Annotated in this window: 27 protein-coding genes; 15 read left to right on the top strand and 12 right to left on the bottom strand. The window is 61.5% G+C overall.

Going from position 1 to position 23,319, the window contains the following annotated elements:
* The first annotated feature begins 5 nt into the window (after positions 1–5).
* Complete coding sequence (locus AC07VG_RS21835) at positions 6–851, top strand: carbon-nitrogen hydrolase family protein (protein WP_495021864.1); 846 nt, start codon at positions 6–8, stop codon at positions 849–851.
* Between the two features lie 19 nt (positions 852–870).
* Positions 871–2,313, top strand: coding sequence for a metalloprotease TldD (gene tldD, locus AC07VG_RS21830; protein WP_495001135.1), 1,443 nt, complete (start codon positions 871–873; stop codon positions 2,311–2,313).
* A gap of 51 nt (positions 2,314–2,364) precedes the next feature.
* Here tldD and yjgA read toward each other — a convergent pair whose 3' ends face one another.
* The gene (gene yjgA / locus AC07VG_RS21825; protein WP_495001134.1) at positions 2,365–2,886 is read right to left on the bottom strand and encodes a ribosome biogenesis factor YjgA; all 522 of its coding nucleotides are present in this window, start codon (positions 2,884–2,886) and stop codon (positions 2,365–2,367) included.
* 108 nt (positions 2,887–2,994) lie between these two features.
* Here yjgA and pmbA point away from each other — a divergent pair, with 108 nt between their 5' ends.
* Positions 2,995–4,341 (top strand): metalloprotease PmbA, encoded by a 1,347-nt coding sequence (gene pmbA, locus AC07VG_RS21820; protein ID WP_495001133.1) that lies wholly within the window; start codon positions 2,995–2,997, stop codon positions 4,339–4,341.
* Positions 4,342–4,563: 222 nt separating this feature from the next.
* Here the strand turns inward: pmbA and AC07VG_RS21815 are convergent, their stop codons facing one another.
* From AC07VG_RS21815 to AC07VG_RS21770, 10 genes are all read right to left on the bottom strand, one after another.
* Complete coding sequence (locus AC07VG_RS21815; RefSeq protein WP_177093208.1) at positions 4,564–4,836, bottom strand: HPr family phosphocarrier protein; 273 nt, start codon at positions 4,834–4,836, stop codon at positions 4,564–4,566.
* Positions 4,837–4,852: 16 nt separating this feature from the next.
* Positions 4,853–5,710 carry an RNase adapter RapZ gene (rapZ, locus tag AC07VG_RS21810; protein WP_495001132.1) on the bottom strand — a complete coding sequence of 286 codons (858 nt, stop codon included), beginning with the start codon at positions 5,708–5,710 and terminating at the stop codon, positions 4,853–4,855.
* 2 nt (positions 5,711–5,712) lie between these two features.
* Complete coding sequence (gene ptsN, locus AC07VG_RS21805; RefSeq protein ID WP_495001131.1) at positions 5,713–6,177, bottom strand: PTS IIA-like nitrogen regulatory protein PtsN; 465 nt, start codon at positions 6,175–6,177, stop codon at positions 5,713–5,715.
* Between the two features lie 9 nt (positions 6,178–6,186).
* Positions 6,187–6,492, bottom strand: coding sequence for a ribosome hibernation-promoting factor, HPF/YfiA family (gene hpf / locus AC07VG_RS21800; RefSeq protein ID WP_017126531.1), 306 nt, complete (start codon positions 6,490–6,492; stop codon positions 6,187–6,189).
* 126 nt (positions 6,493–6,618) lie between these two features.
* Complete coding sequence (locus AC07VG_RS21795) at positions 6,619–8,115, bottom strand: RNA polymerase factor sigma-54 (RefSeq protein WP_495021863.1); 1,497 nt, start codon at positions 8,113–8,115, stop codon at positions 6,619–6,621.
* 187 nt (positions 8,116–8,302) lie between these two features.
* Entirely contained in the window at positions 8,303–9,028 is a 726-nt protein-coding gene (gene lptB / locus AC07VG_RS21790; RefSeq protein WP_495001129.1) for an LPS export ABC transporter ATP-binding protein, read from the bottom strand.
* A complete protein-coding gene (gene lptA, locus AC07VG_RS21785) occupies positions 9,028–9,573 on the bottom strand; it encodes a lipopolysaccharide transport periplasmic protein LptA (RefSeq protein WP_248794845.1) in 546 nt (181 codons plus the stop codon). Before lptA ends, lptB begins: the two co-directional genes overlap by 1 nt.
* Positions 9,560–10,132 (bottom strand): LPS export ABC transporter periplasmic protein LptC, encoded by a 573-nt coding sequence (gene lptC / locus AC07VG_RS21780; RefSeq protein WP_103498072.1) that lies wholly within the window; start codon positions 10,130–10,132, stop codon positions 9,560–9,562. Before lptC ends, lptA begins: the two co-directional genes overlap by 14 nt.
* An 8-nt stretch (positions 10,133–10,140) precedes the next feature.
* Positions 10,141–10,665: a KdsC family phosphatase gene (locus tag AC07VG_RS21775; protein WP_495001127.1), complete on the bottom strand. Its 525-nt coding sequence runs from the start codon at positions 10,663–10,665 to the stop codon at positions 10,141–10,143.
* Complete coding sequence (locus tag AC07VG_RS21770) at positions 10,666–11,640, bottom strand: KpsF/GutQ family sugar-phosphate isomerase (RefSeq protein WP_495001126.1); 975 nt, start codon at positions 11,638–11,640, stop codon at positions 10,666–10,668.
* Positions 11,641–11,931: 291 nt separating this feature from the next.
* On the opposite strand from AC07VG_RS21770, the gene AC07VG_RS21765 reads away from it, so the two are divergent.
* The 10 genes from AC07VG_RS21765 (at position 11,932) to hisC (ending at position 19,969) form a co-directional block, all read left to right on the top strand.
* Positions 11,932–12,741: an ATP-binding cassette domain-containing protein gene (locus AC07VG_RS21765; protein WP_495001125.1), complete on the top strand. Its 810-nt coding sequence runs from the start codon at positions 11,932–11,934 to the stop codon at positions 12,739–12,741.
* A gap of 2 nt (positions 12,742–12,743) precedes the next feature.
* Complete coding sequence (gene mlaE, locus AC07VG_RS21760) at positions 12,744–13,541, top strand: lipid asymmetry maintenance ABC transporter permease subunit MlaE (RefSeq protein ID WP_495001124.1); 798 nt, start codon at positions 12,744–12,746, stop codon at positions 13,539–13,541.
* Positions 13,541–14,008: an outer membrane lipid asymmetry maintenance protein MlaD gene (gene mlaD / locus AC07VG_RS21755; protein ID WP_495001123.1), complete on the top strand. Its 468-nt coding sequence runs from the start codon at positions 13,541–13,543 to the stop codon at positions 14,006–14,008. The genes mlaE and mlaD overlap by 1 nt, the downstream gene beginning before the upstream one ends.
* 11 nt (positions 14,009–14,019) lie before the next feature.
* Complete coding sequence (locus AC07VG_RS21750) at positions 14,020–14,679, top strand: MlaC/ttg2D family ABC transporter substrate-binding protein (RefSeq protein WP_495001122.1); 660 nt, start codon at positions 14,020–14,022, stop codon at positions 14,677–14,679.
* Positions 14,672–14,977, top strand: a complete 306-nt coding sequence (locus AC07VG_RS21745) for an STAS domain-containing protein (protein ID WP_495021862.1) — start codon at positions 14,672–14,674, stop codon at positions 14,975–14,977. The genes AC07VG_RS21750 and AC07VG_RS21745 overlap by 8 nt, the downstream gene beginning before the upstream one ends.
* Before the next feature lie 116 nt (positions 14,978–15,093).
* Entirely contained in the window at positions 15,094–15,345 is a 252-nt protein-coding gene (locus tag AC07VG_RS21740) for a BolA family protein (protein ID WP_495001120.1), read from the top strand.
* 24 nt (positions 15,346–15,369) lie between these two features.
* Positions 15,370–16,635 (top strand): UDP-N-acetylglucosamine 1-carboxyvinyltransferase, encoded by a 1,266-nt coding sequence (gene murA / locus AC07VG_RS21735; protein WP_495001119.1) that lies wholly within the window; start codon positions 15,370–15,372, stop codon positions 16,633–16,635.
* A 173-nt stretch (positions 16,636–16,808) separates the two neighbouring features.
* Positions 16,809–17,444, top strand: coding sequence for an ATP phosphoribosyltransferase (gene hisG / locus AC07VG_RS21730; protein WP_218223576.1), 636 nt, complete (start codon positions 16,809–16,811; stop codon positions 17,442–17,444).
* A gap of 141 nt (positions 17,445–17,585) precedes the next feature.
* Positions 17,586–18,920: a histidinol dehydrogenase gene (gene hisD / locus AC07VG_RS21725; RefSeq protein ID WP_495001118.1), complete on the top strand. Its 1,335-nt coding sequence runs from the start codon at positions 17,586–17,588 to the stop codon at positions 18,918–18,920.
* Complete coding sequence (gene hisC / locus AC07VG_RS21720) at positions 18,917–19,969, top strand: histidinol-phosphate transaminase (protein ID WP_495021861.1); 1,053 nt, start codon at positions 18,917–18,919, stop codon at positions 19,967–19,969. The genes hisD and hisC overlap by 4 nt, the downstream gene beginning before the upstream one ends.
* 201 nt (positions 19,970–20,170) lie before the next feature.
* On the opposite strand, the gene algW is transcribed toward hisC, so the two are convergent.
* Entirely contained in the window at positions 20,171–21,328 is a 1,158-nt protein-coding gene (algW, locus tag AC07VG_RS21715) for a Do family serine endopeptidase AlgW (protein ID WP_495001115.1), read from the bottom strand.
* Between the two features lie 102 nt (positions 21,329–21,430).
* Here algW and AC07VG_RS21710 point away from each other — a divergent pair, with 102 nt between their 5' ends.
* Together AC07VG_RS21710 and cysD are read left to right on the top strand one after the other, a co-directional pair.
* A complete protein-coding gene (locus AC07VG_RS21710) occupies positions 21,431–22,189 on the top strand; it encodes a Nif3-like dinuclear metal center hexameric protein (RefSeq protein ID WP_495001114.1) in 759 nt (252 codons plus the stop codon).
* Between the two features lie 211 nt (positions 22,190–22,400).
* Complete coding sequence (gene cysD, locus AC07VG_RS21705; protein WP_248794828.1) at positions 22,401–23,318, top strand: sulfate adenylyltransferase subunit CysD; 918 nt, start codon at positions 22,401–22,403, stop codon at positions 23,316–23,318.
* Position 23,319: the final 1 nt, after the last annotated feature.

Raw genomic sequence — 23,319 nt, 5'->3', positions numbered from 1 at the left:
GCGCCATGACCTTTTCCGTCATCCAGATGGTCAGCCAGAGCGATGTCCTGGCCAACCTGGCCCAGGCGCGCGCGCTGCTGGAGCGGGCTGCCGAAGGCGGAGCGCGGCTGGCCGTGCTGCCGGAAAATTTCGCCGCCATGGGGCGTCGTGACATCGCCGAGATCGGTCGGGCCGAAGCCTTGGGCGAAGGACCGATCCTGCCCTGGTTGAAACAGGCCGCCCGCGACCTCAAGTTATGGATAGTGGCGGGCACCTTGCCGTTGCCGCCCGTCGACCAGCCGCATGCCAAGGCCAACGCCTGTTCGCTGTTGATCGACGAGCAGGGCGAGGCGGTGGCACGTTACGACAAACTGCATTTGTTCGATGTGGACGTGGCGGACACGCGCGGGCGTTATCGCGAATCCGATGACTATGCTTATGGCAGCCAGGTGGTGGTGGCCGACACCCCGGTCGGGCGCCTGGGTCTGAGCGTGTGTTACGACCTGCGCTTTCCCGAGCTCTACAGCGAGTTGCGCAAGGCCGGTGCCGAATTGATTAGCGCGCCCTCGGCCTTTACCGCCGTGACCGGTGCGGCGCATTGGGAGGTGCTGATTCGCGCCCGGGCCATCGAGACCCAGTGCTACCTGCTGGCGGCGGCCCAGGGTGGGGTGCATCCGGGGCCACGGGAAACCTTCGGCCATGCGGCGATTGTCGACCCATGGGGGCGTATCGTCGCCGAACAGGATCAAGGCGAAGCGGTGTTGCTGGCCGAACGCGACAGTAATGAACAGGCGTCCATCCGGGCGCGGATGCCGGTGGTGAGCCATCGGCGCTTTTTCTCGCAGGGCGCGCAGCGACCTGCATCGGAATGACGAAATAAGGCGCAAAACTATGAGCGAGTTGTTGTCCTCAGTCAGCGAACACCTGTTGGCGCCGGGTGGCGTGACCATCGAAAGCCTGCAAGCAGTGCTGAGCGATCTGGCCGGGCCGGGCATCGATGCCGCCGACCTGTATTTCCAGGGGCAGATTTCCGAGTCCTGGGCCCTGGAAGACGGCATCGTCAAGGAAGGCAGTTTCAACCTTGACCAGGGTGTCGGCGTGCGCGCCCAGTCCGGCGAAAAAACCGGCTTTGCCTACAGTAACGCGATCACCCTCGAAGCCCTGGGCTCGGCGGCGCGTGCCGCGCGCTCGATTTCCCGGGCCGGGCAGCATGGTAAGGTGCAGGTGTTCAGCAGCCAGGATGTCACGCAGTTGTATGCGCCGGACAACCCGCTGGACGTCATGAGCCGGGCCGAGAAGGTCGAGTTGCTCAAGCGGGTCGATGTCGCCACCCGGGCCCTGGATCCGCGTATCCAGCAGGTCTCGGTGAGCATGGCCGGGGTCTGGGAGCGGATTCTGATTGCCTCCACCGACGGCGGCCTGGCGGCGGATGTGCGGCCACTGGTGCGCTTCAATGTCAGCGTGATCGTCGAGCAGAACGGTCGTCGCGAACGCGGCGGTCACGGCGGCGGCGGGCGTACCGACTATCGTTATTTCCTGACTGAAGACCGGGCCATGGGGTATGCCCGCGAGGCCTTGCGCCAGGCGCTGGTCAACCTCGAGGCGATTCCCGCGCCAGCCGGTACCTTGCCGGTGGTGCTCGGTTCCGGCTGGTCCGGGGTGCTGCTGCACGAGGCGGTCGGCCACGGCCTGGAAGGCGACTTCAACCGCAAGGGCAGTTCGGCCTACAGCGGGCGGATGGGCGAAATGGTCGCCTCGAAACTCTGCACCATCGTCGATGACGGTACCCTGGTGGGCCGGCGCGGTTCCCTGAGCGTCGATGACGAAGGCACGCCAACCGAGTGCACCACGCTGATCGAAAACGGCGTGCTCAAAGGTTATATGCAGGACAAGCTCAATGCCCGGCTGATGGGCGTGGCGCGGACCGGCAACGGTCGTCGCGAGTCCTACGCGCACCTGCCGATGCCGCGCATGACCAACACCTACATGCTGGGCGGTGAAAGCGATCCGGCGGAAATCATCGCTTCGGTGAAACGCGGTATCTACTGCGCCAACCTCGGTGGTGGCCAGGTCGATATCACCAGTGGCAAGTTCGTGTTCTCCACCAGCGAGGCCTACCTGATCGAAGACGGCAAGATCACCGCACCGGTCAAGGGCGCGACCCTGATCGGCAACGGCCCGGAAGCCATGAGTCGGGTGTCGATGGTCGGCAACGACCTGGCGCTGGACAGCGGCGTGGGGACCTGCGGCAAGGATGGGCAGTCGGTGCCGGTGGGTGTCGGTCAGCCGACCTTGAAGATCGATGCTATCACCGTGGGTGGCACGGGGTCGTAGGAAGAGGTGGAGCGTCGGGTGAGCGCCAAGGCGACTCACCCGGGGCGAAGATCAACGCAGACCGCGTTGAGTATCGTCCAGCTCACGGATGTATTTGAAGATTTTACGGCTGGCGGCCGGCGCTTTGTTCTGCGCAAGCTCGTGTTGAGCCTGGCGGATCAGGGAACGCAGTTGCTGGCGATCAGCGTCCGGGTATTCGACGACGAACTTTTCCAGGACATCGTCGGAGCCGGCGATCAGGCGATCGCGCCAGCGTTCGAGATTGTGGAAGCGTTCGTTGTATTGCCGGGTGGAGGCATCGAGTTGGTCGAGCAACATCAGGATGGCGTCAGTGTCCTGGTCGCGCATCAGCCTGCCGATGAACTGGATATGCCGTTTACGCGCGATATTCGCGGTGTGCTTCGGCGCTTCGGCCAGGGCACGGCGCAAGCCGTCGGTCAGTGGCAGTTTTGCCACCAAGTCGGGCTTGAGTGTTGTCAGGCGCTCGCCGAGATCAACCAGAGCATGCAGCTCGCGTTTGACCTGGGTTTTGCTTTTCTCCCCATCGAGGGAGTCGTCGTAAGAATCAACCATGGTGGCAGTCCGCAAAGAAACGTCGCCATGATAACCAGTCGGGGGCCGCTTGTCCGGCCCGGTCGCTCGAAGACCTTGACCGAAAGCAGAATTTGAGTGGAGAAAGCCATGAGTTCAGCACAAAGCGTCGGCCCGCAGGCGTTGCCGGTCCTGCAGGAGCAGGTCGAGCAGATTCTCGCCGAAGCCAAACGCCAGGGCGCCAGTGCCTGTGAAGTGGCAGTGTCCCTGGAACAGGGGTTGTCGACTTCGGTGCGCCAGCGGGAAGTTGAAACCGTCGAGTTCAACCGCGACCAGGGCTTCGGCATCACCTTGTATGTGGGGCAGCGCAAGGGGTCGGCCAGCACCTCGGCCAGCGGTCCCGAGGCGATTCGCGAAACCGTGGCGGCGGCCCTGGCCATCGCCCAGCACACCTCGGAAGACCAGCACTCGGGCCTGGCTGATGCCGCCCTGATGGCCAAGGAGCTGAAGGACTTCGACCTGTTCCATGCCTGGGACATCACACCCGAGCAGGCCATCGAGCGCGCCTTGATCTGTGAAGCGGCGGCGTTCGACGCCGACAGCCGGATCAAGAATGCCGACGGCACCACCCTGAGTACGTCCCAGGGTTGCCGTGTGTATGGCAACAGCCACGGCTTTATCGGCGGCTCGGCCTCGACCCGGCACAGCCTCAGCTGCGTGATGATCGCCGAAGGCGATGGCCAGATGCAGCGCGATTACTGGTATGACGTCAATCGCCAGGGTGAATTGCTCGCGGATGCCGCGGGCATTGGCCGCAAGGCCGCGCAGCGGGCGGCCAGCCGCCTGGGTGCGCGCCCGGTGCCGACCTGCGAAGTGCCGGTGCTGTTCTCGGCGGAATTGGCCGGTGGTTTGTTCGGCAATTTCCTTTCGGCAATCTCCGGCGGCAACCTGTACCGCAAGTCGTCATTCCTCGAAGGGGCAATGGGCCAGCGCCTGTTCCCGGAATGGTTGACCCTCGACGAGCGTCCGCACCTGATGCAGGGCATGGGCAGCTCGGCCTTTGACGGCGACGGCCTGGCGACCTATGCCAAGCCGTTCGTCGAAAATGGCACCCTGGTCTCCTACGTGCTGGGTACCTACTCGGGCCGCAAGCTGGGCCTGCCGAGCACGGCCAACGCCGGTGGCGTGCACAACCTGTTCGTCACCCATGGGGTCGAGGACCAGGACGCGCTGATCCGGCGCATGGGCCGCGGCCTGCTGGTGACCGAGTTGATGGGCCATGGCCTGAACATGGTCACCGGGGATTATTCGCGCGGTGCGGCGGGCTTCTGGGTCGAGAATGGCGAAATCCAGTTCCCGGTTCAGGAAGTGACCATTGCCGGCAATATGCGCGATATGTTCAAGCAGATCGTCGCGGTGGGCAGCGATCTGGAACTGCGCAGCCATATCCGTACCGGTTCGGTATTGATCGAGCGGATGACCGTCGCCGGTAGCTGATTGCACTGATTAAAAAGGCGCGCCATCCGTTGGATGGCGCGCCTTTTTTGTGGCGTTTTACACGCCCGCAATGGCCTGACTGAAACGCCTGTTGGCGAAGGGTGTAGGCGCGAGCTTGCTCGCGATGGACGTCAACGATAATGCGGGGAACCTGGTGCCCCTTGGTGTCAGGGCTACCATCGCGAGCAAGCTCGCTCCTACAGAGTACGGGGCAGGCCGGCGTTATTCGCCTTCGTCGAAATAGTTGTTGATCAGCTTGACCAGCGCGGCCATCGCATCGTCTTCCTGCTCGCCTTCGGTCTTCAGGTGGATCTTGGTGCCTTTGCCGGCCGCGAGCATCATCATGGCCATGATGCTCTTGCCGTCGACCATGCTTTCCGGTGTACGCCCGGCGCGGATCTGGCAGGGGAACTGGCCGGCCACGCCGACGAACTTCGCCGAAGCGCGGGCATGCAGACCCAGTTTGTTGATGATTTCAATTTCCAGAGCGGGCATCGCGGTGGTGGTCCTTTCAGCTAAGGTCGCGGTGGCGGACCTGGACGTTCTTCAGGGATTGTTGCAGGGCCTTGCCCAAGCGTTCGGTGAGGTAGACGGAGCGGTGATGCCCGCCCGTGCAGCCGATGGCAATAGTGACATAAGCCCGGTTGCTGGCGGCAAAACGCGGCAACCATTTGAGCAAATAACTGGAAATATCTTGGTACATTTCCTCGACGTCGGCTTGTGCGGCCAGGTATTCGGCCACCGGTTGGTCGAGCCCGGACTGCTCGCGCAATTCCGGTTTCCAGTAGGGGTTGGGCAGGCAACGTACGTCGAACACCAGGTCGGCATCCACCGGCATTCCGCGCTTGAAGCCGAACGATTCGACCAGGAAGGCGGTGCCTGGTTCCGGCTGGTTCAGCAGGCGCAGCTTGATGGTGTCGCGCAGTTGGTAGAGGTTCAGGTGGGTGGTATTGACCTTGAGGTCGGCCAGGTCCGAGATCGGCCCCAACAGGTTGCTTTCGTCGCGAATGGCCTCGGCCAGGGAACGATTGGCATTGCTCAGCGGGTGGCGGCGACGGGTTTCGGAAAAACGCTTGAGCAGGGTTTCTTCGTCGGCGTCCAGGTACAGCACATCGCACTGGATGTGCCGGCTGCGCACTTCATCGAGCAGTTCCGGGAAGCGCGACAGGTGGCTGGGCAGGTTGCGCGCGTCGATGGAAACGGCCACCAGCGGTTGCGCCAGCTCGGTATGGATCAGCGCGCGCTCGGCCAGTTCCGGCAACAGGCCGGCCGGTAGGTTGTCAATGCAGTAGTAGCCGCTGTCCTCGAGGACATCGAGGGCGGTACTTTTACCCGAGCCGGAACGACCACTGACGATGATCAAGCGCATGGTCAGTGACCACTCTGCTCGTCCAGGACCACCTGATACAGGGCCTGGTTGGAGGTTGCACCGCGCAGCTTGTCACGCACGTCCTTGCGGTCGAGCATGCTGGCAATCTGCCGTAGCAGCTCCAGGTGGGCATCGGTGGCGGCTTCCGGGACCAGCAGGACGAACAGCAGGTCAACCGGCGCGCCGTCGATGGCATCGAAATCGATGGGGGCGTCCAGATGCATCAGGGCGCTGATGGGTGCCACGCAACCCTTCAGGCGGCAGTGCGGGATGGCAATGCCATTGCCGAAACCGGTCGAGCCGAGTTTTTCCCGCGCGATCAGGCTGTCGAAGACATCCTGCATCGCCAGATAAGGAACTTCCTGGCTGATCAGGTTGGCAATTTGCTCGAGGGCTTTCTTTTTACTGCCGCCCGGCACGTTCACCAAGGAACGGCCGGGGGTCAGGATGCTTTCAAGTCGGATCATGGATGGGTATCAGCGACCTGTACCTTGGAGCAGGTGCAGGTTCTTTTCCTTATGCTTTTTCAGTTGTCGGTCCAACTTGTCGGTAAGCAGGTCGATCGCCGCATACATGTCGTCATGCTCGGCGTTGGCGACCACTTCACCGCCGTGGATATGCAAGGTGGCTTCGATTTTCTGCTTCAGTTTTTCGACGGCCATGGTCACCTGTACGTTGGTGATCTTGTCGAAATGACGCTCCAGTCGGTCGAGTTTCTCGCCGATGTAAGCACGCAGGGGTTCGGTCACTTCCAGTTGGTGTCCACTGATATTGACTTGCATACAGCTTCTCCTTCGTTGCCAGTGCATAACGCGGCAGGCGATTGCCTGCCACAGTGCTACGCCCTGAAAGTCACCGATCGGCGACTTTCAGAAAGCAGCCCAGACGCTGTAACGCGGCCCCGTCCACTACATCAGTCGCTTCCGCTCGCTGGAGGGGGCGATCCCCAGGGACTCACGGTATTTGGCGACGGTACGACGGGCCACCTGAATGCCTTGTGCCTCCAGTAAACCAGCGATCTTGCTGTCACTCAACGGCTTTTTCTGATTTTCCGCTGCAACCAGTTTCTTGATGATCGCGCGGATCGCCGTGGACGAGCATTCGCCGCCTTCGGAGGTGCTGACGTGGCTGGAGAAAAAGTATTTCAGTTCATAGATACCGCGGGGGGTATGCATGAATTTTTGCGTGGTCACCCGGGAAATCGTCGATTCGTGCATGCCCACCGCTTCGGCGATGTCATGCAGGACCAACGGTTTCATCGCCTCGTCACCGTACTCCAGGAAGCCGCGCTGGTGCTCGACGATCTGGGTGGCGACCTTCATCAGGGTTTCGTTGCGGCTCTGCAGGCTCTTGATGAACCAGCGAGCTTCCTGCAACTGGTTGCGCATGAAGGTGTTGTCGGCGCTGGTGTCGGCACGCCGGACAAAACCGGCGTACTGCGGGTTGACCCGCAGGCGGGGTACCGATTCCTGGTTCAGTTCCACCAGCCAGCGCTCGTTGTCCTTGCGCACGATCACGTCCGGCACCACGTATTCGGCTTCGCTGGACTCGATTTGCGAGCCCGGGCGCGGGTTGAGGCTCTGGACCAGTTCGATGACCTGGCGCAGTTCGTCTTCCTTGAGCTTCATGCGCCGCATCAACTGGCTGTAGTCGCGGCTGCCGAGCAGATCGATGTAGTCGCTGACCAGGCGCTGGGCTTCGGCCAGCCAAGGCGTGCGGGCCGACAGCTGGCGCAGTTGCAGCAACAGGCATTCGCCGAGGTTGCGCGCGCCGATGCCGGCCGGTTCGAATTGCTGGATGCGATGCAGCACCGCTTCGATCTCGTCCAGCTCGATATCCAGCTCCGGGTCGAAGGCGTCGAGGATTTCCTCGAGGGTCTCGTCCAGGTAGCCCTGATTGTTGATGCAGTCGATCAGGGTTACGGCGATCAGCCGGTCGGTGTCGGACATCGGTGCCAGGTTCAGTTGCCAGAGCAGGTGGCTCTGCAGGCTCTCGCCGACCGAGGTGCGGGTGGTGAAGTCCCACTCGTCGTCATCGTTGCTTGGCAGGCTGCTGGCGCTGGTCTGGTAGACATCTTCCCAGGCGGTGTCGACGGGCAGCTCGTTGGGAATGCGCTCGTTCCAGTCGCCTTCCTCGAGATTGTCCACCGTCGGCGCGGTTTCCTGCTGGTAGGACGGTTCTTCGACCTCGGTGTTGGGTTTGTGCTCGGCGTTGTCGGCCAGCGGGTCGGTATTGTCGAAGTCGTCGCCTTCTTCCTGGCGTTCGAGCATCGGATTGGACTCCAGGGCCTCCTGGATTTCCTGCTGAAGGTCCAGGGTCGACAATTGGAGCAGGCGGATGGCCTGTTGCAGCTGCGGTGTCATCGTCAGCTGCTGGCCCATTCTCAGGACTAGCGATGGTTTCATGGCAGGGGCTTAACACCTTATTCGCCGGCGCGCATGCGCCATCCACTCTACAGGGCGCCGGGGCGCCAAACATAAGCAAATTATATGCCTGAAACCCGAGCCTTTGCCTAGAGCGTTGTAACAATAAAAATTGTGTGGTTTTTATTGAACGGGGCGCGCTCTGGCGCTTGATCCTTTGCCTCGATGTTTACAGGCGGAATTCGTGGCCCAGGTAGACTTCCTTGACCAGTTCGTTGGCCAGGATGGTGGCCGAATCGCCTTCGGCAATCAGCTGTCCATCATTGACGATATAGGCGGTTTCGCAGATGTCCAAGGTCTCGCGGACGTTGTGGTCGGTGATCAATACACCGATGCCCTTGGCCTTGAGGTGATAGATGATCTGTTTGATATCGCCTACGGAAATCGGGTCAACCCCGGCGAAGGGTTCGTCGAGCAGGATGAATTTCGGCGCGGTGGCCAGGGCGCGGGCAATTTCCACGCGACGCCGTTCGCCACCAGACAGGCTCATACCGAGGTTATCGCGGATGTGGCTGATGTGGAATTCCTGCAGCAGGCTTTCCAGCTCCTTGCGGCGAGCGTTCTTGTCGATGTCCTTGCGGGTCTCGAGGATTGCCATGATGTTGTCCGCCACCGACAGTTTGCGGAAAATCGACGCTTCCTGGGGCAGGTAGCCGATCCCGGCGCGCGCGCGGCCGTGCATGGGCTGGTGGCTGACGTCCTGGTCGTCGATCAGCACGCGACCCTGGTCGGCCTGAACCAGACCGACGATCATGTAGAAGCAGGTGGTCTTGCCGGCACCGTTGGGGCCGAGCAAGCCGACGATCTGCCCGCTGTCGATCGACAGGCTGACATCACGCACCACCTGGCGACTTTTGTAGGCCTTGGCCAGATGCTGGGCTTTCAGGGTTGCCATTACTGCGCCTTCTGCTGTTCGGTTTTCTGCTTCGGCTGGATGACCATGTCGATGCGTGGGCGCGGTGCGGTGATCGCGCTACCGTTGGCGCGACCGGCCTGGGCAATCTGCTTCACCGTGTCGTAGACGATTTTCTCGCCTTCGGTGGTGTTGCCGTCGTTGATCACCTTGGCCTTGTCGATCAGGATGATGCGGTTCTGCTGAGCGTGGTACTGGATGGTCACGCCATAGCCCTGCACCGGCTTCGGATCGCCGACTTTCTGCAGTTGCTCGAAGTAGGCCAGGTTGCCCACGGAGGTCACCACGTCGATGGCGCCGTCCTTGGTCCGGGTCAGCGTCACGGTGTTGCCCTTGACGATCATCGAGCCTTGGGTAATGACCACATCGCCCTTGTAGGTGGCGATGCCTTGCTTGTCGTCCAGTTGAGCGTCGTCGGCTTGGATGCGGATGGGCTGCTGGCTGTCGGTCGGCAGTGCCCAGGCGCTCACGCTTCCCAGTGCCGCACCCAGGCCAAGCAAAATAGGGAGGGTTTTAACGAGACTCATACTGTCCTCTTACATTGGACAGCAGGTGTATCCGGCTGTCGTTCAAATACGCTTTCATTCCCTTGCCAGTGGTCACGCCGTCGGCACCGTCGATTCTAACGGCTTGCTCGGTCTGCGCATATTGCTTCTGTGGGAATACTGTCATTCGACTGCTGGTAATGATCACTTCCCGCTGTAGTTCGTCAGTGCGCGCCACCCGTACCGAGTCGATCAGTTCGATCTCGGTGCCGTCCGGGTTGACCTCGGCGTGCTCGCTCTGGACGTGCCAGGGATAGACCGTGCCACGGTAGATGTGCATGTCGGGCTTGGTCACCAGGGTCACGTCGGAAGCCTTGAGGTGTTCGACCTTGTCACCGGTCAGGTCGTACTGGACCCGGCCGTCCGGCATGTACTGAATGCTGTGGGCGTTAATAGCGTAGTAGTCGATCTGGGTTTCATCGACCTGCGCCACCGGGCGCTCGAGGAAGCGTTCCGGGCTGATGTTCCAGTAGCCAACAGCCGCGAAAATCGCAGCAATGACAGCGAACAGCAGAATGTTGCGAATTTTCTTGCTCAGCATAAATAGCTCTACAGGTAGGCGGCGTGAGCCGCTTCAAGGCTGTCCTGGGCTTGCAGGATCAGCTCGCAGAATTCGCGGGCGGCGCCTTCGCCACCCCGGGCCCGGGTAATACCGTGGGCGTGTTCGCGGACGAAGCTGGCGGCGTTGGCCACCGCCATGCCCAATCCGACGCGGCGGATCACCGGCAGGTCCGGCAGGTCGTCACCCAGGTAGGCGACCTGTTCATAGCTTAGATTGAGCTGGGCGAGCAGGGCGTCGAGCACCACCAGCTTGTCCTCGCGACCCTGGTAGACATGGGGGATGCCGAGGTTCTGCGCGCGGCGTTCGACCAGTGCGGTCTTGCGACCGCTGATAATAGCGGTTTGCACGCCGGCGGCCATCAGCATCTTGATGCCCTGGCCGTCGAGGGTGCTGAACGACTTGAATTCGCTGCCGTCTTCGAGGAAGTACAGGCGGCCATCGGTCAGCACGCCGTCGACGTCGAAGACCGCCAGCTTGATGGCTTTGCCGCGTTGCAACAGATCGTCGTTCATTTACATCACTCCCGCGCGCAGCAGATCGTGCATATTCAGGGCGCCCACCGGGCGATCTTCGCCGTCGATCACCACCAGCGCGCTGATCTTGTGGTCTTCCATGATTTTCAGGGCTTCGGCGGCGAGCATCTCGGCCCGTGCGGTCTTGCCGTGGGGAGTCATGACGTCTTCGATCAGGGCCGTGTGAATGTCGATGGTGCGGTCCAGGGTCCGGCGCAGGTCGCCGTCGGTGAAGATCCCGGCCAGGCGCCCGTCGGCTTCGACGATCACGGTCATGCCGAGGCCTTTGCGCGTCATTTCCATCAGCGCGTCTTTCAGCAGGGTGCCGCGCAGTACCTGTGGCAACTCGTCGCCGGCATGCATGACATTTTCCACTTTCAGCAACAGTCGACGACCCAGGGCGCCGCCCGGATGGGAAAAGGCAAAGTCCTCGGCGGTGAAGCCGCGGGCTTCGAGCAGTGCCACGGCCAGGGCATCGCCCATCACCAGGGCGGCGGTGGTGGAGGAGGTCGGGGCCAGATTCAGCGGGCAGGCCTCATGCTCGACATGCACGTTCAGGTTGACTTCGGCGGCCTTGGCCAGCGGCGAGTCGGGGTTGCCGGTCAGGCTGATCAACTGGATGCCCAGGCGCTTGATCAAGGGCAGCAGGGTGACGATTTCCGCGGTGGAGCCGGAGTTGGACAGGGCCAGGATGATGTCGTCCCGGGTGATCATGCCCATGTCGCCGTGGCTGGCCTCGGCGGGATGCACGAAAAACGCCGTGGTGCCGGTACTGGCCAGGGTCGCGGCGATCTTGTTGCCGATGTGCCCGGACTTGCCCATGCCGACCACGACCACACGGCCCTTGCTGGCCAGAATCATTTCGCAAGCGCGTACGAAATCCGCGTCGATGTGGGCGAGCAAGCCTTCTACGGCTTCGCGTTCGAGGCGGATGGTGCGTTGTGCTGATTGAATCAGGTCGCTGGATTGGCTCATGTCAGAAATCGGTTAGCCTGATGAAAAGGCGCGATTATAGCGGCAATGACTTCTCCACTCACACTAGATCATTGCGTTTTGCGTGGAGGCTGTAGGAGTTTGCCTTCGGTTTTTATCTCGCAAGCTGTCAAGCCCGGCTGTATTTATCCTGAACAAGGGTGGCTTCGGTCTTGGGCGGCTCGTATCAGCGGTGATATAGTTCGCGGCTAGTTCGGCCCGCTCAGGACGTATGCGCCTCTTTTCAAGAGAGGCCGGGTGTCCGAGTCCGAGGCCGCATCGCAAGGAGTTTAGATGAGCGCCGATAACGCCTACGCGGTCGAGCTGAAGGGTGTGACCTTCAAGCGCGGTGCGCGCAGCATCTTCAATAATGTCGACATTCGTATCCCGCGAGGCAAGGTCACCGGCATCATGGGGCCTTCCGGGTGCGGCAAGACCACCCTGTTGCGGCTGATAGGCGCGCAACTGCGCCCTAGCGGCGGCGAAGTCTGGGTCAATGGTCAGAATCTCCCCACCCTGTCGCGCGGCGATCTGTTCGATGCGCGCAAGCACATGGGCGTGCTGTTCCAGAGCGGTGCACTGTTCACCGACCTGGACGTTTTCGAGAACGTCGCCTTTCCGCTGCGGGTTCACACCGAACTGCCGGAAGAAATGATTCGTGACATTGTCCTGCTCAAATTGCAGGCGGTAGGCCTGCGCGGGGCGGTCGACCTGATGCCCGACGAATTGTCCGGCGGCATGAAACGTCGTGTGGCTCTGGCCCGGGCCATTGCCCTGGACCCGCAGATCCTCATGTACGACGAACCGTTCGTCGGTCAGGACCCGATCGCCATGGGCGTACTCGTGCGCTTGATCCGCCTGCTCAATGACGCCCTGGGCATCACCAGCATTGTGGTCTCCCATGATCTGGCCGAAACCGCCAGCATCGCCGACTACCTGTATGTGGTCGGTGATGGCGAGGTGCTCGGGCAAGGTACCCCGGAAGAACTGATGAACGCCGATAACCCGCGTATCCGCCAGTTTATGAAGGGCGATCCCGACGGTCCCGTACCGTTCCACTTTCCGGCGCCGGACTACCGCACCGACCTGTTGGGGAAGCGCTGACAATGCGCAAGAAATCCATTATCGAGAGAGTGCGTCTGTTCGGTCGCTCGGGCCTGGACGTGCTCGCCGTGTTCGGTCGTTCGACCCTGTTTCTCTCCCATGTGCTGTTCGGCCGCGGCAGCATCGGCGGCGGCTTCGGGCTGCTGATCAAGCAATTGCATTCCGTGGGCGTGATGAGCCTGGTGATCATTGTCGTCTCCGGGGTCTTCATCGGCATGGTCCTGGCTCTGCAGGGTTTCAATATCCTCTCCAGCTACGGTTCCGAGCAGGCGGTGGGGCAGATGGTCGCCCTGACCCTGTTGCGCGAGCTCGGGCCGGTGGTCACCGCGTTGCTGTTCGCCGGGCGGGCCGGTTCGGCGCTGACCGCCGAAATCGGCAACATGAAGTCCACCGAGCAGCTTTCCAGCCTGGAGATGATCGGTGTCGATCCGCTCAAGTACATCATCGCGCCGCGGTTGTGGGCCGGCTTCATTTCCCTGCCGCTGCTGGCAATGATCTTCAGCGTGGTTGGGATCTGGGGCGGTTCGTGGGTGGCGGTGGACTGGCTGGGGGTCTATGAGGGCTCCTACTGGGCCAACATGCAGAACAGTGTGACGTTCAACAGTGATGTGCTGAACGGCATCATCAAAAGTATCGTGTTCGCCTTCGTGGTGACCTGGATTGCCGTGTTTCAAGGCTACGACTGCGAACCCACTTCCGAGGGGATCAGCCGTGCCACGACCAAGACCGTGGTCTATGCCTCCCTGGCAGTGCTGGGCCTTGACTTTATTCTGACCGCCTTGATGTTTGGAGATTTCTGATGCAAAACCGCACCCTGGAAATCGGTGTCGGCCTTTTTCTGCTGGCTGGCATCCTGGCTTTGCTGCTGCTTGCGTTGCGGGTCAGTGGACTGTCCCCTACGGCAAACACTGAAACGTATAAATTATATGCGTACTTCGACAATATCGCCGGTTTGACTGTCAGAGCTAAGGTCACCATGGCCGGTGTCACCATCGGCAAGGTAACGGCGATCGATCTGGACCATGACAGTTTCACCGGTCGGGTGACCATGCAAGTTGAAAAACGCGTGAACAACCTGCCGACTGATTCCACTGCGTCTATCCTCACGGCGGGCTTGCTCGGTGAGAAGTACATCGGCCTCAGCGTGGGCGGGGAAGACACCCTGCTCAAGGATGGTGGGACTATCCACGACACCCAGTCGTCGCTGGTGCTGGAAGATCTGATCGGTAAATTCCTGCTCAATACCGTGAATAAAGACGCCAAATGAGGAGTTTTTCCATGATCTCGATGTTGCGACGTAGTCTGCTGGTGCTGCTGGCGACCTTGCCCTTGATGGGCACTGCCCTGGCTGCGACCTCGGCCCATGACCTGGTCAAGAACACCACTGACCGGATACTGGCCGACCTTACAGCGAACAAGGCGCAGTACAAACAGAACCCCGGAGCTTTCTATGAGGCGCTGAACACCATCATCGGCCCGGTGGTGGATGCCGAAGGCATTTCCAAAAGCATCATGACGGTCAAGTACTCGCGCAAGGCCACGCCCGAGCAGATGAAGACCTTCGAGGAAAACTTCAAGAAGGGCCTGTTCCAGTTCTACGGCAACGCCTTGCTGGAGTACAACAACCAGGGCATCACCGTCGATCAGCCCAAGGATGAGTCGGGCGACCGTACCAGCGTCGGCATGACCGTCAAGGGCAACAACGGCGCGATCTATCCGGTTTCCTACACCATGGAGAAAATCAACGGCGAGTGGAAGCTGCGCAACGTGATCATCAACGGCATCAATATCGGCAAGCTGTTCCGCGATCAGTTCACCGATGCGATGCAACGTAACAACAACAACCTGGACCAGACCATCAACAACTGGGCCAGCGAAGTGGAGAAGGCCAAGGCCGAATCCGAGAAAAACCCGCAGAAGGGCGCGCAGAGTGAGTGAAGCCAGCGTTCGCGCCGGTGAGGCAGGTGAAGTGCTGCTGGCCGGGGTGATCGACTACAGCACCGGCCCGGCCTTGCGCAAGGACGGGCAGGTGCTGATCAAGGCCAGCACTGCGCCGGCCGTGGTGGTCGACTGCTCCGCAGTGGAGAAATCCAGCAGTGTCGGCCTGGCCTTGCTGCTGGCGTTCATGCGTGACGCCGCCGAGGGCGGCAAAGCCTTGAGCATTCGCGCCATGCCGCAAGACATGCGAGAAATCGCCGAGGTTTCCGAGTTGACGGAGATCCTCGGCGTTCATTGATAGTGCCATGAATAAAGAAGCCCCCCGTCAGTGTCCTGCAATGCGGGGTTCGCAGGCGCGGGGCTTTTTTGTATGATGGCCGACCCGCGCGCGTTGGGCGCCGATTGAGGTTGAGCATGCAGGCTTACGAAGTAAAGAGCTTCCTTGAAGAAAAGCTGTCGGACACTCTTTCAAAAGTGCAGGTTGAAGTTGAAGGCGAAGGCTGCAACTTCCAGCTGAACGTAATTAGCGACGAACTGGTGGCCCTGAGCCCGGTGAAGCGTCAGCAGAGCATCTATGCCCATTTGAACCCGTGGATCGCCGATGGCAGCATCCATGCGGTCACTATGAAATTTTTCAGCCGCGCGGCCTGGGCCGAGCGCACCTGAGCCTGAATTGGCGTCGAGACCCTTATGGACAAACTGATTATTACTGGCGGCGTTCGTCTTGATGGCGAAATCCGCATTTCCGGGGCGAAGAACTCCGCCCTGCCGATCCTGGCCGCCACGTTGCTGTGCGATGGCCCGGTGACCGTGGCCAACCTGCCGCACCTGCACGACATCACCACCATGATCGAGCTGTTCGGGCGCATGGGCATTGAGCCGGTGATCGACGAGAAGCTCAGCGTGGAAATCGATCCGCGCAGCATCAAGACCCTGATCGCGCCGTACGAGCTGGTGAAAACCATGCGTGCCTCGATCCTGGTGCTGGGGCCGATGGTCGCCCGTTTCGGTGAAGCCGAAGTTGCCCTGCCTGGCGGTTGCGCCATCGGCTCGCGTCCGGTGGACCTGCACATCCGCGGCCTGGAAGCCATGGGTGCGGTGATCGACGTCGAAGGCGGCTACATCAAGGCCAAGGCGCCGGAAGGCGGCCTGCGCGGGGCGAACTTTTTCTTTGATACCGTCTCCGTGACCGGTACCGAGAACATCATGATGGCCGCCTCCCTGGCCCGTGGCCGCAGCGTGCTGCAGAACGCCGCGCGCGAGCCGGAAGTGGTCGACCTGGCGAACTTCCTCAACGCCATGGGCGCCAAGGTCAGCGGTGCCGGTACCGACACCATCACCATCGACGGTGTCGAGCGCCTGCACTCGGCCACCTACAAGGTGATGCCGGACCGTATCGAGACCGGCACCTACCTGGTGGCCGCGGCCGCTACGGGTGGCCGGGTCAAGGTCAAGGACACCGATCCGACCATTCTTGAAGCCGTGCTGGAGAAGCTGAAAGAGTCCGGTGCCGAAATCACCACCGGTGAAGACTGGATCGAGCTGAACATGCATGGCAAGCGGCCGAAGGCGGTCAACGTGCGCACCGCGCCGTACCCGGCATTCCCGACCGACATGCAGGCCCAGTTCATTTCGCTCAACGCCATCGCTGAAGGCACTGGCGCGGTGATCGAGACGATTTTCGAAAACCGTTTCATGCACGTGTACGAGCTGCATCGCATGGGCGCGAAGATCCAGGTCGAAGGCAACACTGCCATCGTCACCGGTATCGAACGCCTGAAAGGCGCGCCGGTCATGGCTACCGACCTGCGGGCTTCGGCCAGCCTGGTGATTTCGGCGCTGACCGCTGAAGGTGACACGCTGATCGACCGCATCTACCACATCGACCGTGGTTATGAGTGCATCGAAGAGAAGTTGCAGATGCTCGGTGCCAAGATCCGCCGCGTTCCGGGCTAGTGCTGTTCCCCCCTGTAGGAGCGAGCTTGCTCGCGATGGGCGTCAACGATAACGCGGGAAGTCTGATGCCCCGCGGTGTCCCCGACTACCATCGCGAGCAAGCTTGCTCCTACAGGGGCGGGTCGGTCTGTTAGAGTGTTGCAGTATCCTGATTGAAGGAATTAGGTTTTCCCATGCTGACCATTGCACTGTCCAAGGGCCGCATTCTCGATGACACCCTGCCGCTGCTCGCTGAAGCGGGCATCGTGCCGACCGAGAATCCGGACAAGAGCCGCAAGCTGATCATTCCCACGACCCAGGACGACGTCCGTCTGCTGATCGTGCGGGCTACCGACGTGCCGACTTATGTCGAGCATGGCGCGGCTGACCTCGGTGTGGCCGGTAAAGATGTGTTGATGGAATACGGCGGCCAGGGGTTGTACGAACCCCTGGACCTGCAGATCGCCCAGTGCCGGCTGATGACCGCCGGCGCCATCGGTGCCGTCGAGCCCAAGGGCCGTCTGCGCGTGGCGACCAAGTTCGTCAACGTGGCCAAGCGCTACTACGCCGAACAGGGCCGTCAGGTCGATATCATCAAACTCTACGGCTCCATGGAGCTGGCGCCGCTGATCGGCCTGGCCGACAAGATCATCGACGTTGTCGACACCGGCAATACCCTGCGGGCCAACGGCCTGGAACCCCAGGAACTGATCGCCACCATCAGCTCCCGCCTGGTGGTGAACAAGGCGTCGATGAAAATGCAGCACGCCCGTATCCAGTCCCTGATCGATACCCTGCGCAAGGCAGTGGAGTCGCGACACCGCAGCTGATTCAATTGCGCGGCCTTGAGCCGCGCCCATCTATCCGTGTCATAGCCAGAATTCTCAGGTGCCCACGCGGATGGCTTGGTTGTCTTGCGGCGCCTGAGATCTGCTGTTCCCAAGCATTTGCCAATTATTGAGGCCCTCGCTATGACCACGTCCAACGCAATTCGCCGACTCAACGCCGCCGATCCTGACTTTGCTCATCATCTGGATCATCTGCTGAGCTGGGAAAGTGTGTCCGACGACTCGGTCAACCAGCGGGTGCTGGACATCATCAAGGCCGTGCGCGAGCGCGGCGATGCGGCGCTGGTGGAATTCACCCAGCGTTTCGACGGCCTGGAAGTCGCTTCCATGGCTGACCTGATCCTGCCCCGTGAGCGCCTGGAACTGGCTCTGACGCGGATCACCGCGCCGCAGCGCGAGGCCCTGGAAAAGGCCGCCGAGCGCGTGCGCAGCTACCACGAAAAGCAGAAGCAGGACTCCTGGAGCTACACCGAGGCCGACGGCACGGTGCTCGGCCAGAAGGTCACGCCACTGGACCGCGCCGGCTTGTACGTGCCGGGGGGCAAGGCGTCCTATCCGTCTTCGGTGCTGATGAACGCGATTCCGGCCAAGGTGGCGGGGGTTGCCGAAGTGGTGATGGTGGTGCCGACCCCGCGTGGTGAGATCAACGAACTGGTGCTGGCGGCGGCGTGCATTGCCGGGGTCGATCGGGTGTTCACCATCGGCGGGGCTCAGGCGGTCGCGGCACTGGCCTACGGCACCGAGAGCGTGCCCAAGGTCGACAAGGTGGTCGGCCCCGGCAATATTTATGTGGCCACGGCCAAGCGTCACGTGTTCGGCCAGGTCGGTATCGACATGATCGCCGGACCGTCGGAGATCCTCGTGGTCTGCGACGGCCAGACCGACCCGGACTGGATCGCCATGGATCTGTTCTCCCAGGCCGAGCACGACGAAGATGCCCAGGCCATCCTGGTCAGCCCGGACGCCGCGTTCCTCGACCAGGTCGCCGCGAGCATCGCCAAGCTGCTGCCGACCATGGAGCGCGCGGCGATTATCGAGACTTCGCTCAACGGCCGCGGTGCCCTGATCCAGGTGCGTGATATGCAGCAGGCCATCGACGTGGCCAATCGCATCGCCCCGGAACACCTCGAGCTGTCGGTCGCCGACCCGCAGGCCTGGTTGCCGCAGATCCGTCATGCCGGGGCGATTTTCATGGGCCGTCACACTTCCGAGGCCCTTGGCGACTACTGCGCCGGTCCCAACCACGTGTTGCCGACTTCCGGCACCGCACGCTTCTCGTCGCCGCTGGGGGTGTATGACTTCCAGAAACGTTCGTCGATCATTTTCTGCTCGGAGCAGGGCGCGTCCGAACTGGGCAAAACCGCTTCGGTCCTGGCCCGTGGCGAGTCGCTGAGCGCTCACGCCCGCAGTGCGGAATACCGGATCGTCGCTGATAAGGAACAGGGGAAACAAGCATGAGCAAGTTCTGGAGCAAATTCGTCAAGGACCTGGTGCCCTATGTGCCAGGTGAACAACCGAAGCTGAGCAAGCTGGTCAAGCTCAACACCAATGAAAACCCCTACGGTCCTTCGCCCAAGGCCCTGGCCGCGATGAAGGCTGAAGTGAGCGACGACCTGCGCCTGTACCCGGACCCCAACGGCGACCTGCTCAAGCACGCCGTGGCCGAGTACTACGGGGTGAAGACCAACCAGGTGTTTCTCGGCAACGGTTCCGACGAAGTCCTGGCGCACATCTTCTATGGTCTGTTCCAACAGGACCGGCCGCTGCTGTTCCCGGATATCAGCTATAGCTTCTATCCGGTGTACTGCGGCCTGTACGGCATCAGCTTCGATGCTGTGCCACTGGACGAGCAGTTCCAGATCCGTGTGGCGGATTACGCCCGGCCCAACGGCGGGATCATTTTCCCCAACCCGAACGCGCCAACCGGTTGCCTGCTGGCGCTCGACGCGGTGGAGCAGATACTCAAGGCCAGTCCGGATTCGGTGGTGGTGGTCGACGAGGCGTATATCGACTTCGGTGGCGAAACGGCCATCGGCCTGGTGGACCGTTACCCGAACCTGCTGGTGACCCAGACCCTGTCCAAGTCGCGCTCTCTGGCGGGGCTGCGGGTCGGCCTGGCGGTTGGGCATGTGGACCTGATCGAGGCCCTGGAGCGGATCAAGAACAGCTTCAACTCCTACCCGCTGGACCGCATGGCGATTGCCGGCGCGGCGGCGGCGTTCGCGGACCGGGCGTATTTCGAGGACAGCTGCCGCAAGGTCATCGACAGTCGCGAGTGGCTGGTGGCGCAGTTACAGGCCAAGGGGTTTGAGGTGTTGCCGTCGGCGGCGAACTTCATCTTCGCCCGTCACCCGCAACACGATGCGGCGGCACTGGCGGCCAAGGTCCGGGAGCAGGGGGTGATCGTGCGGCACTTCAAGCAGGAGCGGATTGCCCAGTTTCTGCGGATCACCATCGGGCTGCCTGCTCAGAACCAGGCCCTGATCGACGCCCTGGGCGATCTCTGACGCTTTGATCTTTGTCAGCGATGGCGATGCAATCTTCAGCGTCGCCATCGCCAGCAAGCCGGCTCCTACAAGTCGGCACTCTCAGCGCAAAGTGCCCTGTTGTCACGGCCCCTGTAGGAGCCGGCTTGCTGGCGATAGCGGCCTGATAGACGACGCGGGACTTCCAGGAGCAAAGCCAGGCCCCGCATCGACAGGGTGACCTTATTCCTCTTCCTGCGGCGGCGTCTGCTGCGGTGGGCGCAAGCCAATCTCGGCGATCAGCTTGAGCTCCTTGCCGTTGCGCAGCACCTGGATGGCCACCTTGTCGGTCGGCTTGATCCGCGCCACCTGATTCATCGAGCGACGACCGTCCGTGGCCGGTTCGCCGTCGATGCTGAGAATCACATCCCCCAGTTGCAAACCGGCCTTCTGCGCCGGACCGTCACGGAACACCCCCGCCACCACGATGCCCGGACGACCGCTGAGGCCGAACGACTCCGCCAGGTCCTGGGTCAGGGGCTGTACCTCGATCCCCAGCCAGCCACGAATCACCTGGCCGTGCTCGATGATCGCCTTCATCACCTCCACCGCCAGATTGATCGGGATCGCAAAGCCGATGCCCTGGGAACCGCCGGACTTGGAGAAAATCGCGGTGTTGATGCCGGTCAGGTTGCCATTGGCATCCACCAGCGCGCCACCGGAGTTGCCGGGGTTGATGGCCGCGTCGGTCTGGATGAAGTCTTCATAGTTGTTCAGGCCCAACTGGTTGCGGCCGGTGGCGCTGATAATGCCCATGGTAGTGGTCTGGCCAACCCCGAACGGGTTGCCGATGGCCAGGGCGATATCGCCGATGCGGATCTGATCCGAACGGCCAATGGTGATCGACGGCAGGTTCGGCAGATCGATCTTGAGCACCGCCAGGTCGGTTTCCGGATCGCTGCCGACCACCTTGGCCAGGGTTTCGCGACCGTCCTTGAGGGCCACCACGATCTGGTCGGCCCCGGCAGTCACATGGTTGTTGGTCAGCAGGTAGCCGGTGGGACTCATGATCACCGCCGAGCCCAGGCTCGACTCCATGCGCTTCTGCTTGGGCAGGTTGTCGCCGAAGAAACGTCGGAATTGCGGGTCCTCGAACAGTGGATGGCTGTTCTTGTTGACCATCTTGGTGGTGTACAGGTTGGCCACCGCTGGCGCGGCAAGGGTCACCGCGTCGGCGTAGGAGGCCGGACCCTGCTGGTTGAGGGTGGTCTGCGGCGCCTGTTGCAGGTTCACATCGAGGTTGGGCAGGCCGACCCATTGCGGGTAGCGCTGGATAACCAGCAAAGCTACCAGCACACCGGCCAGCAACGGCCAGCCAAAGAAACGCAGAGCCTTGAGCATTGAGCAAAGTCCTGGAAGGTTGCAGGCCATGTCGGACGGCCCATAATGTGGCGCATTATACGAGGCCGCGAGCGCCTCTGAATGGGATATTCAGGAGTTTTTATGGCGGTTTCATTGAATACGTTGGTCGAGGAAGCGGATCGCTTTCTAAACAGCGCGCGGATTGCCGATTATTGCCCCAATGGCCTGCAGGTCGAGGGCCGGCCGCAGGTGATGCGTATCGTCAGCGGTGTCACCGCCAGCCAGGCGTTGCTGGATGCGGCCGTCGAGGCCGAGGCCGACCTGATCCTGGTGCATCACGGTTATTTCTGGAAGGGCGAGGACCCTTGTGTCACCGGCATGAAGCAGCGTCGGCTGAAGACCTTGCTCAAGCACGATATCAGTTTATTGGCCTATCACCTGCCATTGGACCTGCACCCGGAGGTCGGCAACAACGTGCAGTTGGCGCGGCAACTGGATATTACCGTGGAGGGCCCGCTGGACCCGGAAAACCCGAAAATTGTCGGCTTGGTGGGCTCGCTGAACGAACCGCTGAGCGCCCGTGACTTCGCGCGCAGGGTTCAGGAAGTGCTGGGGCGCGAGCCGTTGCTGATCGAAGGCGATGAGATGATTCGTCGGGTCGGCTGGTGTACCGGGGGTGGCCAGGGTTATATCGACCAGGCGGTGCTGGCCGGTGTGGACCTGTACCTGAGTGGCGAGGCGTCCGAGCAGACCTTCCACAGCGCACGGGAGAACGGCATCAGCTTTATCGCCGCCGGCCATCACGCCACCGAGCGTTATGGCGTGCAGGCGCTGGGCGAGTACCTGGCGCGACGTTTCGCCCTGGAGCATCTGTTTATCGATTGCCCGAATCCGATCTAGCAACGGCACAACACCGATTTGCCCGGGTGGGTGCGCTGCCCTTGTGGGAGCAAGCTCCGCTCCCCCAGGTCCGATCTGGCCAAACAGGGGGGTATATTCTTATACCGTTTCGATCTAGTTAGCCCCCTCAATAGAATAGGGTGCTGTGCTAGCATGCCTCGCTCGAACACGGCCCGTTGGCCGTCCATAAGAACGCTTTTCGTGAGTAGCCATGGTCGACAAACTGACGCATCTGAAACAGCTGGAGGCGGAAAGCATCCATATCATCCGCGAGGTGGCCGCCGAGTTCGATAATCCGGTGATGCTGTACTCCATCGGTAAAGACTCCGCCGTGATGCTGCACCTGGCGCGCAAGGCGTTTTTCCCGGGCAAGCTGCCGTTTCCGGTGATGCATGTCGATACTCGCTGGAAATTCCAGGAGATGTATAGTTTCCGCGACAAGATGGTCGCCGAGCTGGGCCTGGACCTGATCACCCACGTGAACCCAGAGGGTGTGGCGCAGGGCATCAACCCCTTCACCCACGGCAGTGCCAAGCACACCGACATCATGAAGACCGAGGGCCTCAAGCAGGCCCTGGACAAGTACGGCTTCGATGCGGCCTTCGGTGGCGCCCGGCGTGACGAAGAGAAGTCGCGGGCCAAGGAGCGCGTCTACTCCTTCCGCGACAGCAAGCACCGTTGGGACCCGAAGAATCAGCGTCCGGAGCTGTGGAACGTCTACAACGGCAAGGTCAACAAGGGTGAGTCGATCCGCGTCTTCCCCTTGTCGAACTGGACCGAGCTGGACATCTGGCAGTACATCTACCTCGAAGGCATCCCGATCGTGCCGCTGTATTTCGCCGCCGAGCGCGATGTCATCGAGAAGAACGGCACGCTGATCATGATCGACGACGAGCGGATCCTCGAGCACCTGTCCGACGAGGACAAGGCGCGCATCGTCAAGAAGAAGGTGCGTTTCCGTACCCTTGGCTGCTACCCGTTGACGGGCGCGGTGGAGTCCGAGGCTGAAACCCTCACGGACATCATTCAGGAAATGCTCCTGACGCGTACTTCCGAGCGTCAGGGCCGGGTCATCGATCACGATGGCGCAGGCTCAATGGAAGATAAAAAACGTCAGGGCTATTTCTAAG

Source organism: Pseudomonas sp. GW821-FHT03C07 (assembly GCF_059420925.1).
This window is presented reverse-complemented; position numbering and strand designations above follow the sequence as displayed.

What these genes read in the sequence shown, in the direction of transcription:
- AC07VG_RS21835 (WP_495021864.1), top strand. Translation starts at nt 6, where the DNA reads ATGACCTTTTCCGTCATCCAGATGGTCAGCCAGAGCGATGTCCTGGCC.
- tldD (WP_495001135.1), top strand. Translation starts at nt 871, where the DNA reads ATGAGCGAGTTGTTGTCCTCAGTCAGCGAACACCTGTTGGCGCCGGGT.
- yjgA (WP_495001134.1), bottom strand. Translation starts at nt 2,886, where the DNA reads ATGGTTGATTCTTACGACGACTCCCTCGATGGGGAGAAAAGCAAAACC.
- pmbA (WP_495001133.1), top strand. Translation starts at nt 2,995, where the DNA reads ATGAGTTCAGCACAAAGCGTCGGCCCGCAGGCGTTGCCGGTCCTGCAG.
- AC07VG_RS21815 (WP_177093208.1), bottom strand. Translation starts at nt 4,836, where the DNA reads ATGCCCGCTCTGGAAATTGAAATCATCAACAAACTGGGTCTGCATGCC.
- rapZ (WP_495001132.1), bottom strand. Translation starts at nt 5,710, where the DNA reads ATGCGCTTGATCATCGTCAGTGGTCGTTCCGGCTCGGGTAAAAGTACC.
- ptsN (WP_495001131.1), bottom strand. Translation starts at nt 6,177, where the DNA reads ATGATCCGACTTGAAAGCATCCTGACCCCCGGCCGTTCCTTGGTGAAC.
- hpf (WP_017126531.1), bottom strand. Translation starts at nt 6,492, where the DNA reads ATGCAAGTCAATATCAGTGGACACCAACTGGAAGTGACCGAACCCCTG.
- AC07VG_RS21795 (WP_495021863.1), bottom strand. Translation starts at nt 8,115, where the DNA reads ATGAAACCATCGCTAGTCCTGAGAATGGGCCAGCAGCTGACGATGACA.
- lptB (WP_495001129.1), bottom strand. Translation starts at nt 9,028, where the DNA reads ATGGCAACCCTGAAAGCCCAGCATCTGGCCAAGGCCTACAAAAGTCGC.
- lptA (WP_248794845.1), bottom strand. Translation starts at nt 9,573, where the DNA reads ATGAGTCTCGTTAAAACCCTCCCTATTTTGCTTGGCCTGGGTGCGGCA.
- lptC (WP_103498072.1), bottom strand. Translation starts at nt 10,132, where the DNA reads ATGCTGAGCAAGAAAATTCGCAACATTCTGCTGTTCGCTGTCATTGCT.
- AC07VG_RS21775 (WP_495001127.1), bottom strand. Translation starts at nt 10,665, where the DNA reads ATGAACGACGATCTGTTGCAACGCGGCAAAGCCATCAAGCTGGCGGTC.
- AC07VG_RS21770 (WP_495001126.1), bottom strand. Translation starts at nt 11,640, where the DNA reads ATGAGCCAATCCAGCGACCTGATTCAATCAGCACAACGCACCATCCGC.
- AC07VG_RS21765 (WP_495001125.1), top strand. Translation starts at nt 11,932, where the DNA reads ATGAGCGCCGATAACGCCTACGCGGTCGAGCTGAAGGGTGTGACCTTC.
- mlaE (WP_495001124.1), top strand. Translation starts at nt 12,744, where the DNA reads ATGCGCAAGAAATCCATTATCGAGAGAGTGCGTCTGTTCGGTCGCTCG.
- mlaD (WP_495001123.1), top strand. Translation starts at nt 13,541, where the DNA reads ATGCAAAACCGCACCCTGGAAATCGGTGTCGGCCTTTTTCTGCTGGCT.
- AC07VG_RS21750 (WP_495001122.1), top strand. Translation starts at nt 14,020, where the DNA reads ATGATCTCGATGTTGCGACGTAGTCTGCTGGTGCTGCTGGCGACCTTG.
- AC07VG_RS21740 (WP_495001120.1), top strand. Translation starts at nt 15,094, where the DNA reads ATGCAGGCTTACGAAGTAAAGAGCTTCCTTGAAGAAAAGCTGTCGGAC.
- murA (WP_495001119.1), top strand. Translation starts at nt 15,370, where the DNA reads ATGGACAAACTGATTATTACTGGCGGCGTTCGTCTTGATGGCGAAATC.
- hisG (WP_218223576.1), top strand. Translation starts at nt 16,809, where the DNA reads ATGCTGACCATTGCACTGTCCAAGGGCCGCATTCTCGATGACACCCTG.
- hisD (WP_495001118.1), top strand. Translation starts at nt 17,586, where the DNA reads ATGACCACGTCCAACGCAATTCGCCGACTCAACGCCGCCGATCCTGAC.
- hisC (WP_495021861.1), top strand. Translation starts at nt 18,917, where the DNA reads ATGAGCAAGTTCTGGAGCAAATTCGTCAAGGACCTGGTGCCCTATGTG.
- algW (WP_495001115.1), bottom strand. Translation starts at nt 21,328, where the DNA reads ATGCTCAAGGCTCTGCGTTTCTTTGGCTGGCCGTTGCTGGCCGGTGTG.
- AC07VG_RS21710 (WP_495001114.1), top strand. Translation starts at nt 21,431, where the DNA reads ATGGCGGTTTCATTGAATACGTTGGTCGAGGAAGCGGATCGCTTTCTA.
- cysD (WP_248794828.1), top strand. Translation starts at nt 22,401, where the DNA reads ATGGTCGACAAACTGACGCATCTGAAACAGCTGGAGGCGGAAAGCATC.